General features: G+C 31.6%; 16 protein-coding genes. 4 read left to right on the top strand and 12 right to left on the bottom strand.

What is annotated here, in order from left to right; genetic code table 11:
* The first annotated feature begins 319 nt into the window (after window positions 1-319).
* Window positions 320-1,159 (top strand): UDP-2,3-diacylglucosamine diphosphatase, encoded by an 840-nt coding sequence (locus RHP49_14670; protein WNH12125.1) that lies wholly within the window; start codon window positions 320-322, stop codon window positions 1,157-1,159.
* Between the two features lie 104 nt (window positions 1,160-1,263).
* On the opposite strand, the gene RHP49_14665 is transcribed toward RHP49_14670, so the two are convergent.
* On the bottom strand, window positions 1,264-4,185 hold the full coding sequence (locus tag RHP49_14665) for an FAD-linked oxidase C-terminal domain-containing protein (protein WNH12124.1): 2,922 nt from the start codon (window positions 4,183-4,185) through the stop codon (window positions 1,264-1,266).
* Window positions 4,186-4,333: 148 nt separating this feature from the next.
* Between RHP49_14665 and RHP49_14660 the strand changes: the two genes are divergently transcribed.
* A complete protein-coding gene (locus RHP49_14660) occupies window positions 4,334-4,828 on the top strand; it encodes a hypothetical protein (protein ID WNH12123.1) in 495 nt (164 codons plus the stop codon).
* Between the two features lie 92 nt (window positions 4,829-4,920).
* Here RHP49_14660 and RHP49_14655 read toward each other — a convergent pair whose 3' ends face one another.
* Genes RHP49_14655 through RHP49_14645 form a run of 3 tightly spaced genes read right to left on the bottom strand, consistent with a single transcriptional unit; the run spans window position 4,921 to window position 7,481 of the window.
* On the bottom strand, window positions 4,921-6,360 hold the full coding sequence (locus tag RHP49_14655) for a hypothetical protein (GenBank protein WNH12122.1): 1,440 nt from the start codon (window positions 6,358-6,360) through the stop codon (window positions 4,921-4,923).
* Between the two features lie 10 nt (window positions 6,361-6,370).
* Window positions 6,371-6,949 carry a hypothetical protein gene (locus RHP49_14650; protein WNH12121.1) on the bottom strand — a complete coding sequence of 193 codons (579 nt, stop codon included), beginning with the start codon at window positions 6,947-6,949 and terminating at the stop codon, window positions 6,371-6,373.
* Window positions 6,933-7,481, bottom strand: a complete 549-nt coding sequence (locus RHP49_14645) for an RNA polymerase sigma factor (GenBank protein ID WNH12120.1) — start codon at window positions 7,479-7,481, stop codon at window positions 6,933-6,935. The genes RHP49_14650 and RHP49_14645 overlap by 17 nt, the downstream gene beginning before the upstream one ends.
* A 176-nt stretch (window positions 7,482-7,657) precedes the next feature.
* On the opposite strand from RHP49_14645, the gene RHP49_14640 reads away from it, so the two are divergent.
* Complete coding sequence (locus tag RHP49_14640) at window positions 7,658-8,212, top strand: DUF2911 domain-containing protein (protein ID WNH12119.1); 555 nt, start codon at window positions 7,658-7,660, stop codon at window positions 8,210-8,212.
* 361 nt (window positions 8,213-8,573) lie between these two features.
* Here the strand turns inward: RHP49_14640 and RHP49_14635 are convergent, their stop codons facing one another.
* From RHP49_14635 to mnmA, 7 genes are all read right to left on the bottom strand, one after another.
* Entirely contained in the window at window positions 8,574-9,143 is a 570-nt protein-coding gene (locus RHP49_14635; protein ID WNH12118.1) for a phosphatase PAP2 family protein, read from the bottom strand.
* 176 nt (window positions 9,144-9,319) lie between these two features.
* On the bottom strand, window positions 9,320-9,547 hold the full coding sequence (locus RHP49_14630; protein ID WNH12117.1) for a hypothetical protein: 228 nt from the start codon (window positions 9,545-9,547) through the stop codon (window positions 9,320-9,322).
* Between the two features lie 33 nt (window positions 9,548-9,580).
* On the bottom strand, window positions 9,581-10,960 hold the full coding sequence (locus tag RHP49_14625; protein WNH12116.1) for an MATE family efflux transporter: 1,380 nt from the start codon (window positions 10,958-10,960) through the stop codon (window positions 9,581-9,583).
* 287 nt (window positions 10,961-11,247) lie between these two features.
* Window positions 11,248-12,189, bottom strand: coding sequence for a nitronate monooxygenase (locus RHP49_14620; protein WNH12115.1), 942 nt, complete (start codon window positions 12,187-12,189; stop codon window positions 11,248-11,250).
* Entirely contained in the window at window positions 12,190-12,957 is a 768-nt protein-coding gene (locus RHP49_14615; GenBank protein WNH12114.1) for a S8 family peptidase, read from the bottom strand.
* On the bottom strand, window positions 12,944-13,822 hold the full coding sequence (locus RHP49_14610) for a S8 family serine peptidase (GenBank protein ID WNH12113.1): 879 nt from the start codon (window positions 13,820-13,822) through the stop codon (window positions 12,944-12,946). The genes RHP49_14615 and RHP49_14610 overlap by 14 nt, the downstream gene beginning before the upstream one ends.
* 89 nt (window positions 13,823-13,911) lie before the next feature.
* The gene (gene mnmA, locus RHP49_14605) at window positions 13,912-15,099 is read right to left on the bottom strand and encodes a tRNA 2-thiouridine(34) synthase MnmA (GenBank protein WNH12112.1); all 1,188 of its coding nucleotides are present in this window, start codon (window positions 15,097-15,099) and stop codon (window positions 13,912-13,914) included.
* 184 nt (window positions 15,100-15,283) lie between these two features.
* Here mnmA and RHP49_14600 point away from each other — a divergent pair, with 184 nt between their 5' ends.
* Window positions 15,284-16,660 carry a fasciclin domain-containing protein gene (locus RHP49_14600; protein ID WNH12111.1) on the top strand — a complete coding sequence of 459 codons (1,377 nt, stop codon included), beginning with the start codon at window positions 15,284-15,286 and terminating at the stop codon, window positions 16,658-16,660.
* 106 nt (window positions 16,661-16,766) lie between these two features.
* On the opposite strand, the gene RHP49_14595 is transcribed toward RHP49_14600, so the two are convergent.
* Window positions 16,767-17,468: a toxin-antitoxin system YwqK family antitoxin gene (locus RHP49_14595; protein WNH12110.1), complete on the bottom strand. Its 702-nt coding sequence runs from the start codon at window positions 17,466-17,468 to the stop codon at window positions 16,767-16,769.
* Window positions 17,469-17,484: the final 16 nt, after the last annotated feature.

Below are 17,484 nucleotides of genomic sequence, written 5' to 3'. Positions count from 1 at the left end.
ATAATACTATTTTTTGAAATTATTAAGAATAAAATTTACTTAAAGCTTTATTTAGATTCCCGCATTATTCATTGTTTAAATTTTATAGTAAAGTATTCATGAACCTACCGGTTTCTCGGAAATGACAATTTCAATGGATATTTTTTTCGAATAATGCTATTCCTAGAAATAAGGAAATGAAATCGTATTTAGCTTTATAAATTCCGCTATAACCATGCATAACAATTACTTAACAATATACTGATATATAAATAATTATGTCATAATGATTACATAATACTAAAATATGTTATTTGTAATAACAAAAGACTTCTAACTATTGAAGATTAAAAGAAAAATAGAAATCGCAGTCATATCGGATGTTCATCTCGGAACATACGGCTGTCACGCAAAACATTTACTGACGTATTTAAACAGTATCGAGCCTAAAAAACTCATTTTAAATGGTGATTTTATTGATGTTTGGCAATTCAGTAAACGCTACTTCCCTAAGTCTCATTTAAAAGTTATTAAGAAAATCATGGACATGGCTGCTGATGGAGTTGAAATCATTTACATTACAGGAAATCATGATGAAATGCTTCGCAAATTCAGCAATACAACGATTGGCAATATTTCTATTGTAGATAAAATGATTTTAGATTTAGATGGTAAAAAAGGATGGTTTTTTCATGGTGATGTTTTTGATGTTTCTATACAAAACGCCAAATGGTTAGCCAAACTTGGTGGTTATGGCTACGATTTACTAACCTTAATTAATCGTGCATTTAACTGGTATTTAGAAAAACGAGGTAAAGAGCGTTATTCCTTATCTAAAAAAGTTAAAAATGGTGTAAAAGGCGCTATTAAATATGTAAATGATTATGAAAAAGTAATCGCGGACTTAGCGATTGAAAACGGTTATGACTATGTGGTGTGCGGACATATACACCAACCAAAAATGGAATATATTGAAAACAAACATGGAAAAACCATGTACTTAAACTCTGGTGATTGGGTAGAAAACTTCACAGCCTTAGAATACCAATTTAAACGTTGGAAAATATACAATTATAATAATGACAAACTAGCTCCTTTTGCTGTTGATGAAGATTATAACAATATGAATATTAAAGATTTAATAGCTGCTATAACTATAGTTGACAAGCATTCTAAGTAAACATAAACTATTTTACATTTAAATAATGTGATATCTCAATCGTTCCTCATTTCGATATGACAACCAATCCTACCTACTGATTACTGCTAACTAAATACAATCAACTAAACAAGAGCTTCTTTTAAAATAGTAATTGGGTGTTTTGCTTCCCTATTAGTTCCGTCCTTGATTTGATGCCTGCAACTGGTTCCATTTGCTGAAATAAGAGTCTCTTTTGAAGCATTTCTAACGGCTGGAAACAAGGTTTGTTCCCCAACATTCATACTGACTTCATAATGTTCTTTTTCATAACCAAAACTTCCTGCCATACCACAACAACCACTAGGAATAATAGTCACTTTGTAATTTTTAGGTAAATTCAACACAGCAAAACTTGAGAGTTGATTACTCATCGATTTTTGATGACAATGTCCATGAAACATAATGGTTTTAGCTTCTAAAGTAAATTGTTCAGGCTTTATATTTCCTTGTTTAATTTCTTGTTGAATAAACTCTTCAATTAAAAACGTGTTTTCCGCAATCGCTTTCGCGGAATTTTTATCGTCTGCCAGCTTTATATATTCATCTCTAAACGTTAAAATAGCAGAAGGTTCTATACCTATTAAAGGGGTTGCTTGTGAAACTTCATTTTTAAAAATAGCAACATTTTTATCTGCACATTCTTTAGCCTGTTCTAATAATCCTTTAGACAAAAAAGCACGACCAGATTCGGCATGTTTAATCAGTTTTACATCATAATTCAAAGCTATTAAAAGTTGAATAGCATCCATACCAATAGAAGCGTCTAAATGATTTAAAAACTCATCATTAAAAAAGTAAATTGTTTTTATTTTATTTTTTACATCTACCTTATTTTCAATTGATTGAAATTGCTTACTTAAACTTTTATTTGATAATAAAGGCAAGCTTCTTTCTTTAGCTATAGATAATGATTTCTTTAAAATGGAAGACGTTATTTTATTAGAAAACACAAAGTTTGTAAGCTTAGGAAACTGACTTCCAAAATCATTTAATTTATTATTATAAGCAAACAATTTAGTACGTAAAGACACGCCGTTTTCTTTTTGATATTGATACAAAAATTCAGCTTTTAAACTCGCCACATCTACGCTACTTGGGCATTCACTTGCACAAGCTTTACAACTCAAACATAAATCGAAAACCGTTTTTAATTCTTTATGGTTAAACTTATTTTCTTTATCAGAATTTGTTAAAAATTCGCGCAAAGCATTAGCTCGTGCTCGCGTGGTATCTTTTTCATTTCTAGTAGCACGGTAACTAGGACACATGGTACCACCAAACTCTGGTAATTTTCTACAATCGCCAGAACCATTGCATTTTTCAGTTTCTCTTAAAATACCTTGTGATGCCGAAAAATCAAGAAGTGTTTTTATTTCTGGTTCTACTCGATCTGTTTCATAGCGTAAGGATTTATCCATCGGGAATGCATCAACAATTTTTCCAGGATTAAAAATGTTATCGGCATCAAAAACGGTTTTTATACGCTTCAGGATTTCATAATTTGCTTCCCCAATCATTAACGGAATGAATTCGGCACGTACAATACCATCACCATGCTCACCACTCATAGACCCGTTATATTTTTTCACTAAATGCGCCACATCGGTTGTTATTTTTCTAAACAAAACAACATCTTCAGACTTTTTTAGATTTAAAATAGGTCGTAAATGCAATTCGCCAGCACCAGCATGTGCATAATAAATAGCATCTTGCTTATAAGCTTTCATTAACTTCGAAAACTCCGAAATGTAATTCGCCAAATCTGATAAAGCTACCGCAGTATCTTCTATACAGGCAGCTGACTTTTTATCGCCAATCATATTACCAAGTAAACCTAAACCTGCACTTCTTAAATTATTGGCTTTATTTACATCATTTCCTATCAATTTAGGATATGCATAACTTAATCCAGAATCTTCAATAGCTTTTTCTAATTTATCTGCTAAAACACTAACGTCTTGTTTTGTTTTTGCACGTACTTCGCACATTAAAATAGCTTGCGGATCACCTTCAATAAAACTTCTATTTTCTTGTTGTGTTTTATTATGCTTTGTACAATCTAAAATGGTTTTATCCATCATTTCACAATTGTACAAATCGTGTTTCATAGTTAATTCAACCGCATTCAAACAACTTTCAATACTACTAAAATGTGCTGCTACCATAATAGATTCTTGTGGTGGCAACATATCTAATTTTAAAGTAATTTGTGTTGTAAACGCTAAAGTCCCTTCGCTACCAGAAAGCAGTTTACACATATTAAAAGCTTCAGTAGTTTCAGAAAATACGTCAGTTTTTATTAATTCATCAATTGCATAACCTGTGTTTCTTCTATGTATTTCTGGCTTTGGAAAATTATCTGTAATTTGATTTTGAACCGACTCTGAAGCTAATTCTGAATAAATGGTTTTATAAATTCGACCTTCTAACGAGACTTCTTTTGTTTTTTGTTGAAATGCTTCTGATGACAACTCCTCAAATACAACTTCGCTCCCATCACTTAAAATGGTATGCATTTCTAAAACTTTATCTCGTGTAACGCCGTATTGAATAGACGTTGTTCCAGACGAATTATTCCCAACCATACCACCAATCATACACCTATTAGATGTAGATGTATTGGGGCCGAAAAACAATCCATAAGGTTTCAAATAATTATTTAAAGCATCTCTAACCACTCCTGGTTGTACCGTTATGGTTTGCGCTTCCTCATTAAATTCAATAATTTCTGTAAAATATTTAGAAACATCAACTACAATACCTTTCCCAACACATTGTCCAGCAAGCGATGTCCCTGCTGTTCTTGGTATTAATGAGGTTTTATAAGTTTTAGCAAATTCAATTAGTTGCTTTATATCGTCTTTATCTTTTGGATAAGCGACAGCTAGTGGCAACATTCTATAAACGGAAGCATCAGTAGCATATAGAGCTTTAATTAAATCATCGAAAAATAATTCTCCAGATATTTTTCTTCTTAACTCCTGTAACTGTGGGCTTAATGACATATATTGATAAATAAGTTTACAAAACTAACGAGATGTTAAATATAATTACATTTTTGGCGTTATTTTTGTAAAATAATTCACCGAACAAAAAAATGGTCTTTTTTAACAAATTGACCGTATATACTATTAATTTAAAACTTTAAAATTTATGAAAAAATTACTTTTATTATCGATTGCTTTAATTGGTTTCGCATTTACATCAAGCGCTCAGGATATCGCTAACAATGCTATTGGATTGCGATTAGGGGATAGTGATGGCTTTGGCGCTGAAATTTCATACCAGAAAGCATTAGGCGAAAACAACCGGTTAGAGCTAGATTTAGGTATTAGATCTGGGAATAATTTTGATGGTTTTAAACTTGCTGGTTTATACCAATGGGTATGGGTTTTAGAAGGCAACTTCAACTGGTACGCTGGTGTAGGTGGAGGTTTAGCTTCTTATAGCTTTGATAAAGTTCCTGATGGTATTGATGATAGCGAAACATTTGTTTTTGCCGCTGGAGATATTGGTGTTGAATATAATTTTAATATTCCTTTGCAATTATCTCTTGATTTTAGACCAGAAATAGGTTTTGGAGGTGATTATTATGGTAATGATGATTTAGATTTTGATATTGCATTAGGTATTCGTTATATGTTCTAAACCTAATAAAAACATATTTTTAAAAATAGAAAAGCGCCTTTTAGGCGTTTTTTTTATTTGAAATAAATTCAAGGATTAGCGAACAGAAAACATTATTTCAATTCTACATTACTATACTTAGCATTTATAATAATTGTTTTATTGCTATCTAAAATATTATTAGAAAATGAAGACACATTTTCCTTTGAAACCTTTTTAGGGTGATAAAAATGGGAACGCGTTCCTTTATATTGCAAATTATAATCAACTTTTGGGAGTGCAATAACAACATCACTATTTTGAATGATAATATTTAGATTAGTAAATACATCGTCAATTTTTAAAATCTTTAAATCACCTATACTCCCATCAATAATAGCATTACCAAATAAGTTTCCAACAGTAATGTTTGATGAATTAGAGGTTAAAATTAAGTTATTTACATGATCTAAATCAACATCTTCAACATACTTTAAATTTAATTCACCTAAATTCCAATGATTTACATGAATTGGTGAATATGAAGCATTAATGGAAGTAGAACTACCATTAATGCTATATGCTGAAAATTTTGTATATGATAAGTCTGCTTTTAAATCATCTATATTAGAAGTAAACTCTAGTTCGCCATGGCGCACATTTACTTTTAACTTAGCACCTTTAGGCATTTTGATTCTAATTGTTTTTTTTACTTTAGAATTACCTGATTCACGGTTAACCATTTTCTCAACTAAAACACGACGTTTACTTTCTAGTTTTTCTCTTTCTTTTTCATGTTCTTGGCGTGCAACTTCTACACGCTCTCTCCTTTTCTCTACAAGCTCTCGTTGTTTATCTGCTCTCTGAACTTCATTTTCAATTCTTTCAGCTCGCTTTTCCATTTGTGCTGCAAAGCGTTCTCCCCAGACTTCCATTTGTGCTGCATATTTTTCACCCCATCCTTCTCCGAATTTTTCTCCCCAAGCTTCCATTTTTTTAGCATAGTCCTTGCCAAAAGTAGATTCAAATTTTTGAGTATACTTTTCCAAATATTTCTCTCCATCTTTTTGATAAGCCTCATAATCAAATTGAACATCATTAACACCTTCAGGCAATTCTGGTAACTTGGGCATTTCTGGCATTTCAGGAAGCTCAGGCATTTCTGGCATCTCAGGTAAATCTGCCATTACAAATTTTAATTCATCTAAAACAGCATGTACAACATCATTATTTTCATGAGTATAATTGTAATGCCATACATGATGAGTATCAGACTTTGTTGAAATTGATACACTATCAAAAGAAGCGTCAATATCTACATCCCATTTTTTTAAAGCACTTTCAAATTCTTCATTACTTAAATCTTCACCTTCTATATATGCTTCAATTTCAATAGTTCCTTTATTCCAAGTATCGAAAATAATATTAGTATGACTCGTGTTTAAGTCGATAGTTACATCTTTATTAACCTTAATTGTTTGTGATATTTTAGTTAACTTTTGTTGTGCAAAAACACTTCCTACAATAAGAAAACTTAAAATAAATAATTTGACTTTTATAATTGATTTGTTCATTTTTTGATTTTTAACTCATTAGTTCTACTTCGTCGACATGAGTTTCAGAAGTATTAAATTCTTTTAATTGTGATCGCAAACGATACAGAAGATTTAAACGAAATTTTAAGTTATCGATTAACGCATTAATGGTTAACTCTGTTGGACCAGACTCTGTTAATTCAAGCGACAACCGCTTATACTCTTCATCTAACTCTCTTAACTGCAGCAAATACCCATCAAAAACATCTTTGGTTTCTGGTGTATATTTCATTTTAGACAACTCTAAATTTATACTCGCTAAATAATAATCTTCAACTTTTTTTAACCCGGGAGACACATCACCAAGTGTTTTTGTTTTAATAGCTTGAGTAGATACTACTACTGAAGAGTTTTCTATATTGGGTTGAAAATAACTATACACTCCAAAACCCAGTCCTAAAAACAAGATAACACTAGCAGCTATCCCTAACCAATTAAAATGATGCTTTTTAGGTTCAACTGGCAAAACTTCATCTAATTTTTTTAGAAATCGGTCTTGATGATTTTCTGGCATAGTTTCAAACGCTACCTTATCATCTTTAAATAAATCTCTAATATCTTGTGCCATTTTTTTTAAGTTTTAAGAGTTCTTGAAGTTTTGTTTTTCCCCTAGACAATTGAGTTCGTGATGCGACTTCAGAAATATTTAATATTTCTGAAATTTCTTGATGATCATACCCTTCAATCAAATAAAGCATTACTACATATTGATATTTTTCTGGTAATTTATCAATAGCACTTTTCGCTTCATTAATTGTAATAGCATCATCTACTAACCATTTGTCATCACTTTCAATATCAATTACTTTAAGGTGCACCTCTTCCAGCTCAATAAGCTGTTTTTTAGATTTTAAAAAATCGATACTTTTATTAACAACAATACGTTTTAACCAAGCTCCAAAAGTTACTTCTGCTTTGTATTGATGTAGTTTTGTAAAAGCCTTTATAAAGGCTTCTTGCACCACATCTTCTGCATCATGAGTATTTTTTAAAAACCGTTTTGCAACAACATACATACCGTCGCAGTACTGGTTGTATAACTGCACTTGTGCTTTTCGATTGTTTTGTTTACATTTTTCAATAATGTCAACTTGAAACATACTCGTTTATACTTTTGGTTATAAGTTAGTTCATTATTAAAGACGACAAAAAAAGTGTAGTGTTGCAAAAAAAAATATTTTTTTAGCGGCTCATAACAAAACTAAAGAAATCTACGTTTCAATTTTATTAATTATTACATTTTAAAGTATCTTTATACCTTAATTAAACTCTTTTTATGAATACCTTTTTAAAACGCCTTTTAATCATTTTATCAATTATTGCACTTGGTTTATTTTTATATTCCACCTTTGTTGAAAATATTTTTGAAAATAGATTAAGTCCTAAAGACACTGTAAAATTTGAGTTGAATGATTTAAAACTAAAAGTGTTTTACAATAGACCTTCTAAAAAAGAACGAGACATATTTGGAGCTTTAGTACCTTTTAATCAAGTTTGGCGTACTGGTGCTAATGAAGCGACTACTTTTGAAACCAATAAACCTTTAGAAGTCGCAGGCATACGATTAGCTACTGGAAAATACACATTATGGACTGTTCCTAAAGACTCTGTTTGGACCGTTATTTTTAATTCTAAGCAGTATTCCTGGGGTGTAGATTCTGAAATGAAACCCATGTGGGATCCTAATTATGATGTTTTAAGCATTGATGTACCTGTTGAAAAGCTAGACCACACTGTTGAACAATTCACAATTGCATTTGATAATTCTACTGATAAATTGTTTTTAACAATGGCTTGGGATGACGTAAAAGTGTCCGTGCCACTAAAATAATTTATTAATCTGTATCGATTATTTAGAACTAGACTAACATTTATTTTAATCTTTATAACACTATTTTATTAGTACGATTAATTTTTTAATTTGGGATTTTCATAAAAATAGACACGTCTGTTCTCAATATAATAAATACTTTTTTTATTGGATTTAGGAACTATCTCCTTTTTCTCAACTCCATATGTTATTTATTTAATGCTTATTCCGAATAATTATCATGTTCCTGCATTCATCTTTAATATGCCTAACACAAAGCATCAAAAAAAAAGACGAACTTAGATTTCAAATTCAAATTGATGGAGAATTTTTAGTTACCTATTACTATTTCAATACTTGAAAAGACACTAAACGTAATCGCTTAATTATTTACAAATCTTTTTATTAAATAAGTCCCCAATTTATAAAATAGAAAACCAGAAATAGCTCCAAAAGTTAGGCCACAGAAAATATCTAACGGATAGTGTACACCAACATAAATTCTACTATAAGCCACAATAGCACTCCAGAATAATAAAATAAATATTAAGTTTTTATAGTAAGGTTTTAGCATTAAACCTGCAAAAACAGCTGCTGCCATAGAATTAGACGAATGCCCCGAAAAGAAACCATACTTACCACAGCGGACAGCAATAAACCGCATCTGATTTATTAAATCGGTTTCACCACAAGGTCTCGGTCGCTGAAAACCACGCTTAAAAACATTTGTAATCTGGTCGGTAAACGTAATCATTAACGCAATAACCACAACAAAAATAAGTAATGATTTCAATCCGAATTTTTTATATAATAAAAATAATAAAACAGCATATAAAGGTACAAATGTTAACTTTGCTGTGATTGCTAACCATAATCCATCCCAAGTTTCAGACCCTAAATTATTTAAAAATAAAAATAGTTCAGTATCGTATTTTAAAAGCTCATCTATCATATATAATTTATTTTTGGCTTTCCCACCCTGTCTAGATAGCTATCGGTACAGGATGGGCGGGCTTTCCATTTTAATCTTTTTTATCGTTTCTCAAAAAAGGATTTCCACTACAAATGCAAAGCATTCATGATTTCATTAATTTAAAATATTAACCAATGAATAATCCCTAACGCAATTTATGCATCATATTTAGCTATTTCATTGTCGTAAAAATCTGTAGCTAATTTTATAGCATTTTCAGTTTCTATTTCAAGCTCTTTTTGGTCTTCATCATCAAAATCTTCAAACCATTCAACTTCATCGTCTTCAAGATTTATAATAAATCTAGGAAATTCGGTATGTATAACAAAAATTGCATTTGGAAATTCGGTATTATCACCTAATATAAATTTTGGAAGTGTCATTTTTAGTATTTATTATTAACTTTTTAGTCTGTGTTATTTTATATTCGACAAAATTAACTTTTTAGTCAAATAATTAAATCGAATATACAATAAAATAGCGGCAGTTGTTAAACCAGATAGTAATCCTAACCAAATACCAAAACTTCCGTAAGCATCTTCTTTTCCCAAATACCAACTTATTGGAAAACCAATAAGCCAATAAGAAATAAAAGTTATCACAGTTGGTATTTTAACATCTTGTAATCCCCGTAAAGCCCCTAGAACTAATACTTGTATACTATCGCTAATTTGAAAAATAGCTGCTGCAATTAACAATTTAGACGCAATACTTATCACTTCTGTATTGTCAGCTAAATTTTCAGCATCATCAAAATCTACATATATTTTTGGTAAATAATCATGAAAAACAAAAAACAAAACAGCAAAACAAGTCGCCAATATTACACCTAAAAGAAAAATAGAAAAGGCTATACGCCTCAACTCAACATAATTTTTTAATCCTTTTTGATTTCCAACTCTAACCATTGATGCCACACTTAATCCCATAGCCACCATAAAGGTCATAGACGATAAGTTTAAAGCTATTTGATTTGCAGCTTGTGGGTTTTTACCAAGCAAACCGCTTAACCATATAGCAGCTGTAAAAATGGCTACTTCAAAAAACATTTGCATTGCGCTAGGCGCACCTAAATTAAGCAGCTTTTTGAGCTTAAATTTATTTAAATCAAAAAATTTAATATTAGTAACATAAGCTTTCGATTTTTCTTTACTTTGTAACAAAAACCATAAATACCAAACCATTATAACTCTTGATGCTAAGGTTCCATAAGCAGCTCCTACAATACCTAATTCAGGAAACCCAAACTTTCCAAAAATTAATAGATAATTTAAAACTATATTTATAATGTTTCCTAAAATAGTAGCATACATAGGATATCGTGTCATAGACAAGCCATCGCTAAACTGCTTAAAACCTTGAAAAACAATTAAAGGAATTAACGAAAAAGCTACCAAATCTAAATAAGGAATAGCCAATTCAACAACCTCTTCAGGCTGCTTCATTAAATACATTATAGGCTTAGCAAAAAACACTAATAAAAACAATAACACACCTAAAACAGTACATAAAAACAAACCGTGTTTGAAAAACGATTTACCTTTAAGAAAATTTTGAGCCGCATCTGCTTCTGCTATTAGTGGTGTTATCGCTGTAGAAAAACCAATCCCTAAAGACATCGCAATAAACATAAAGCTATTACCCAAAGACACTGCCGCAAGTTCGGCTGTCCCTAATTGACCAACCATAATATTATCAACAAAACTAACAAAGGTATGTCCCAACATTCCCAACATGACTGGTGCGGCTAGTTTCCAATTGTACTTAAATTCTTTGGTGTAATCTGTTATTTGCATTTTGCAAAAGTAACTTTAAAACTTTGCTTTTTATAATTTAAAAAGGGCTTTTAATTTTAATGTAATTATGAAATTTGTTAATAACTTAAAACTGAATTTTAAAAATTAAAAAACTGATTTTCATACATTTGACAAACATAAAGCATGTTTTTTTTAAAAATGTAGAAACATTTTACTTTTATATAAAAGGGATTTAGAATATTAAAGTTTATCGTTTCTATACAAGAAAGGAGGAAAAATATTTCCCTCCTTTCTTGTTTAATATTTACTGATTTATATATAACTTTTTACAATAAACATACCCTTGTTTTAGCCTCTTCAAACTCTTTTATTATATCATCAACAATTTGAGCAACAGGTTTTATATCGTGAATTAACCCTGAAATTTGACCAATTTCTAATTCCCCCTCTACTAGATCCCCCTCAAACATACCTTTTTTTGCACGTGCACGTCCCAAAAGTTCTTTAAGCTGTTCAATTGTAGCACCTTCTTTATAAAGTTGCTGAACATCATTGTAAAATTTATTTTTAATTAAACGCACAGGCGCTAACTCTTTTAGAGTTAACTGTGTATCTCCTTCTTTTGCATCAATAACAACTTGTTTAAAATCATCATGTGCAGAACTTTCATTACTAGCCACAAACCGGCTCCCTATTTGAACACCATCAGCACCTAAAACCATACAAGCTAACATCGCTTTTCCTGTAGCAATACCTCCAGCAGCTATTAAAGGAATTGTAATTTGTTCCCTAACCATAGGAATAAGTGCTAACGTTGTTGTTTCATCTCGTCCATTATGACCGCCAGCTTCAAAACCTTCTGCTACTATAGCATCTACTCCAGCTTCTTGAGCTTTTAATGCAAATTTCACACTACTCACAACATGTACAACAGTAACGCCTCGTTCTTGTAACCAAGACGTCCAAGTTTTTGGATTTCCAGCTGAAGTGAAAACAATTTTCACTCCTTCTTCAATAATAATGTCCATGATTTCTTGAACATTAGGGTATAACATGGGTACATTAACGCCAAAAGGCTTATTGGTCGCTTTTTTGCATTTTTGGATATGAGTTCTCAAAACTTCAGGATACATAGAACCTGCTCCTAGTAAACCTAATATTCCAGAATTACTTGCAGCTGAAGCTAGTCTCCAACCGCTATTCCAAACCATTCCTGCTTGAATTATGGGGTATTTTATATTAAATAGTTCTGTGATTTTATTAATCATTTACTTTTTAACAAGCTTTATTGTTTTAGATATATTCTTGGATTCTATTTTTGAAATATAAACACCTTTAGATAATGAAGATAAATCGATTTGATTATTAACATTAGTTACTTCAGCACTTAGAACTTGCTTTCCAAAAACATTATAGATAGTAACAAATACCTCATGTTCATTATAAGGGAATTTAAAATAAACACTTCCCGTGGTTGGGTTTGGATATACTTTTAAAACTTCATATCCTTCAATATCTTTAACAGATAATGTTCTATTAAGTGCTAATTGCAAATCTGGGATACCATATCCTAAAAAGTAATCTGGACTGTTATATTGAGAAGCAGATTCTCGAACTAACTGCATAATTTCTGCATTAGTTTTATTTGGTAAAGCCTGCCACAAACATGTAATACCTCCTGCTATTATAGGTGTACTAAGCGAAGTACCTTCAAGTGTTCCTATGATGACATCATTTCGATCAATAACATAACTCTTTAATCCTTGGGCAACAACATCGGGTTTTTGAGTAGGTTGAATGGCACTACCTACCGAACTAAAGTCAACATAACTTCCTGAAGCATCTACTGCACCAATTGATAAAACATTTGGTGAATCAGCAGGAGCATATACACCTGTTTTCCCTTTATTTCCTGCTGCGATAACTAATAGCATACCTTTCTCAAAAGCAATATTAGCAGCCTTTGTTATATAAATTGTATTCCCATCATAATCAGTAGCATCATATTTATAATTGGTATTATCATACCCCCCCATATCCTAAAGAGGTGTTTATCACATCTACGCCTAAACTATCTGCCCGTTCAGCTGCCTCTACCCAATAACTTTCTTCCACTGGATTTTCTTTTTTACCATCTTCAGTTATAAACAAATAATATGATGCGTCTGGTGCTGTACCTACATATTCATTTTCTATATATCCTGCCATGGTACTTAACACCCATGTGCCATGATCACTAGCAGTATTGGTATACACATCGTCATCTCGATTTACAAAATCGTAATCATCTAGAATATGTCCTGCATCTCTTAATCTCTGAAAAGAAGTCATCGTGTTTACATTAGGAAAACCTCCGTCTAAAACTGCCACAGTCATACCAGTTCCTGTATAATCTAAAAGATGTAATTGGTCTCCATTAAACATTTTAATTTGGTTAGCTGTATCCCCATAATTAAACGCTGTGAAGGTTTCTTGAAACTTCGATTCTTTTTTTTCTAGAGTCTGCTTAGACGTATTCATAGTCTTGTCTGCAAAATCAATAGAACTTACAAAACTTAAACTTGAAAGCGCATTAATATCTGTTACTGTTCCTCTTACATGAACAGCATTAAACCATTTTGATTTTGCCATTACAGTAATTCCAGTAGCACTTTTAAGTTGAGCTATATATGATTCATTTACAGGAACATCCCGTTCATCAATAACCACACCATGTGCTGCTTTTCTATCAATTGCTTTTTGAGATAAAATAGAAATAGGATTAGCAATAGAATTCGCCACATCTTGTTTATCTGTTATGTAAACCCAAGCATCTTGTTGGGCATGACTAAAGGTTATTGTGAAAAAGACTAACACTAATAAACTTAATAATTCTGATTTAAGACTTCTATTTACTAACATATTCTATATTGATTTTAAATACTTTTACAAAGTTTGTAAGAATGCAAATTGAAAACTATGATTTTTATCACATATTAATTTCGTGCAAGCTATGAAATTACGCCAGAACCTACTAATTCATCATCTAAATACCAAGCAGCAAATTGACCTTCGGTTATAGCGGATTGAAAATTTTTAAATTCAATATATAAACCACTTTCAACTTTATGCAAAATGGCTTCTTCTAAAGATTGTCTATACCGAATTCTTGCCATAACCTGCATGGTTTCACCGGTTTTTAAAGCTAAATCTGGACGAACCCAATGTAACTCTTTATTGGTTATAAACAACACTTTTTTATACAACCCTGGATGATTTTTTCCCTGCCCTGTATAAATAACATTTTCTTTTACATCGGTATCAATTACAAATAATGGTTCTACGGTACCCCCTACAGCTAAACCTTTTCGCTGACCTTTTGTAAAATAATGAGCACCTTGATGTTTCCCAACTACTTTACCTAAATCAACTTTGTAATCAATTTTACGAGATAAATATTCCAACTCTTCCTCTTTAGAATGAAATTGAGGTGTTTCTTGATTAAAAACACCTTGATTACTAGGGATTTCAACAATAATACCTTCTTTTGGCTTTAGTTGCTGTTGAAGAAAATCTGGTAATTTCACCTTACCTATAAAGCAAAGCCCTTGAGAATCTTTCTTTTCGGCAGTTACTAAATCTAATTCCATCGCAATTTCTCGCACTTCGGGCTTCGTTAATTCTCCGATGGGAAATAAAGATTTTGCTAATTGATCTTGAGACAATTGACATAAAAAATACGATTGATCTTTATTGTCATCGACACCAGCTAATAATTGATATATTTCATTCCCGTCTTTTTCAATAGTTCCTTTTCTACAATAATGACCTGTAGCAACATAATCTGCTCCAAGCTCTAAGGCTATTTTCATAAAGACATCAAATTTTATCTCCCTATTGCAAAGCACATCTGGATTAGGTGTTCTACCCTTTTCATATTCATTAAACATATAATCAACTATGCGTTCCTTATATTGTTCGCTTAAATCAACAGTTTGAAAAGGTATTCCTAGTTTTTCTGCCACCAACATAGCATCGTTACTATCATCTAACCATGGGCATTCGTTAGAAATGGTTACAGAATCATCATGCCAATTTTTCATAAATAAACCTATAACTTCATAACCTTGCTGCTGTAACAAATAAGCTGCAACACTAGAATCTACACCTCCTGAAAGTCCAATAATAACTCGTTTCATTATAAAAAATTTGGATGCAAAGATACATATAATTGATTTGTTTATACATTATAATGAAGGGTTATCAGGTTTTAAACATTATACTATTGTTTAATTATTTTAAAAAAAACTTAAACATTAATAAGGTTTTTGTTTAATTATTTTGTATTTTTGTTAAACAATAATAAAACTAAATAATAATACTATGAAAATTTTAAAAAAATTATCAATCCTTTTCTTAGGATTAATTATGTTCACTTCATGCAGTGATGACGATGATGTTATCGCATTTGTACCAACAAATAACATTGTAGAATTAGCACAAGCAACTCCTCAATTATCAAGTTTAGTAACCGCACTTACAAAGTATCCTGATTTAGTAACTTTACTTAGCAGCGATAATAGTTTTACCGTTTTCGCACCAAACAATGATGCATTTCAAAAACTTTTAACGGCGATAGGACAAACAGATATAAATGATATTCCAGAAGATGTACTTAAAAACGTATTACAATATCATGTTTATGCAACTGCAGCTCTTGAATCAAGTGCTGTAACAAGTAGTACAATAACTATGGCAAACGGAGAAGAAGCTGTTGTAGTTGCAAACAGTAGCGGCGTTACTATTGCGAATGCACAAGTAATTGCTGTTGATGCCTTAGCAACAAATGGCGTTGCTCATATTATTGATAGTGTTATGGTTCCGCCATCAATCCTACCAATTGTTGGAACTATAGTTGCTCCTGCTTATTTTAATAAAAACTTTTCTACACTTATAGCTGCCGTTCAAAACGCTAATACTGATATCTTGAGTTTGCTTTTAGGCAATGGTCCTGGAGGAAATGGCTTAACTTTATTTGCTCCAACAAATGCAGCATTTGAAGCTGCAGGAATTACTGATGTAAATGGTGCTGATGCTGTTTTAGCCTACCACGTTATTGATGGAACCATTATGGCTTCTATGCTGCCAACAACATCTGGTTCTGCTGCAGAAGTAGCAACTTTAGGCGGAAATATATACTTAACCAATGCTGGTGGAGACGTTTCAATTAATGGTACTTCAACAGTTATCGCTACAGATATTACTGGATCTAACGGTGTTGTACATGTAATTGACAGAACTTTAATACCCCCAACAAATACGATAAACGAAATAGTAGCAAGTTTTGCGAGTGGTAATCCTGCTGAATTCTCGTTATTAGCAACAGCTTTAGCAAGAGCAAGTTTAGGTGATTTCTTTGCTGGTGATGGTCCATATACAGTATTCGCCCCAACTGATGCTGCCTTTATAGCTGCTGGTTTAACCGAATCTGTAATTAATGAGACAGATCCAACAGCTGTTGCTGGTATATTAACTCATCATGTCGTTGAACCTAATGCATATGTATTTTCAACTGACTTATCTGATGGTGCAGTACCAATGTTAAATGGTCAAAATGTTACAATAAGCTTAGGTAATTTAACTGTTCAAGATGCTGCAGGAACAAATCCACCAGCAGGATTAGTAGCTTCCCTACTAAATGTTTTAGCTACTAATGGTGTAGTGCATGTAATAGATAAAGTTTTATTACCTGCCAATTAATAAATTTAGTTTGTTTGGTTTTTGTTAATTGTAGACAATTATTAATTCTTTTTTTAAATTGTCTACAAGAAAAAGGGCTCCCTAATAATTCAAGGAGCCTTTTTTATTAATTATCTTTTTTTATGAATTTAGGGCTGTAAGAGAAATCTTTTTCTTCTTTTAAAACGCCGTTTTCATAGAATTTCCAAATGCCATCTTTTTTCCCTCTTTTATACTTACCTTCTGCTAACAATACTCCATCAGGACTATAATATTTTGACATTCCGTGTAACTCACCATTCACATAAAAAAATGCTTTTAAAGTTACTTTATCTTCAGAATACAAAAAAGATGCACCTTCTAGCTTACCTTCTTTATAAAACTGTTTCTCTGCTATTTGTCCGTTTTCATAGTACACCAAACGTTCTCCTTCAAGCCTTCCTAAATCATCATAGTGTTCTAAAATTAATAAGGCATTAGAGTTTTTTTGATAATATTTCCAAGTACCAATATAGGTTTTACCATCCATTTGACCTTCACTAATAAGCTTACCCTTAGAAGTATAAAACTTAGCAGTAGCCATAGAATTAGCCTCATTAAATTCCCTTGTAGCTGCTAAAACAGCTTTACCATTTATGTTTTTGTAAAACTTAAATAGCCCTACTTCTTTTCCGTGTAGAAAAGCACCCTCATATCTTAATATTTTGGTGTTTTCAAACGTTTTTCTCCAAATACCATCACGTTTTCCATTGGCATCAAATTGATTGATACTTTGAGCAGTCATAATGGTACTGAACAACAAAACAAAACTCAACACTATATATTTCATATCATTTAAATTAAAA

This window comes from Flavobacteriaceae bacterium HL-DH10 (assembly GCA_031826515.1).
Taxonomy (GTDB): domain Bacteria; phylum Bacteroidota; class Bacteroidia; order Flavobacteriales; family Flavobacteriaceae; genus Thalassobellus; species Thalassobellus suaedae.
Note: the sequence above shows the minus strand (reverse complement) of the source record. Positions and strands in the feature narration are given on the sequence as shown.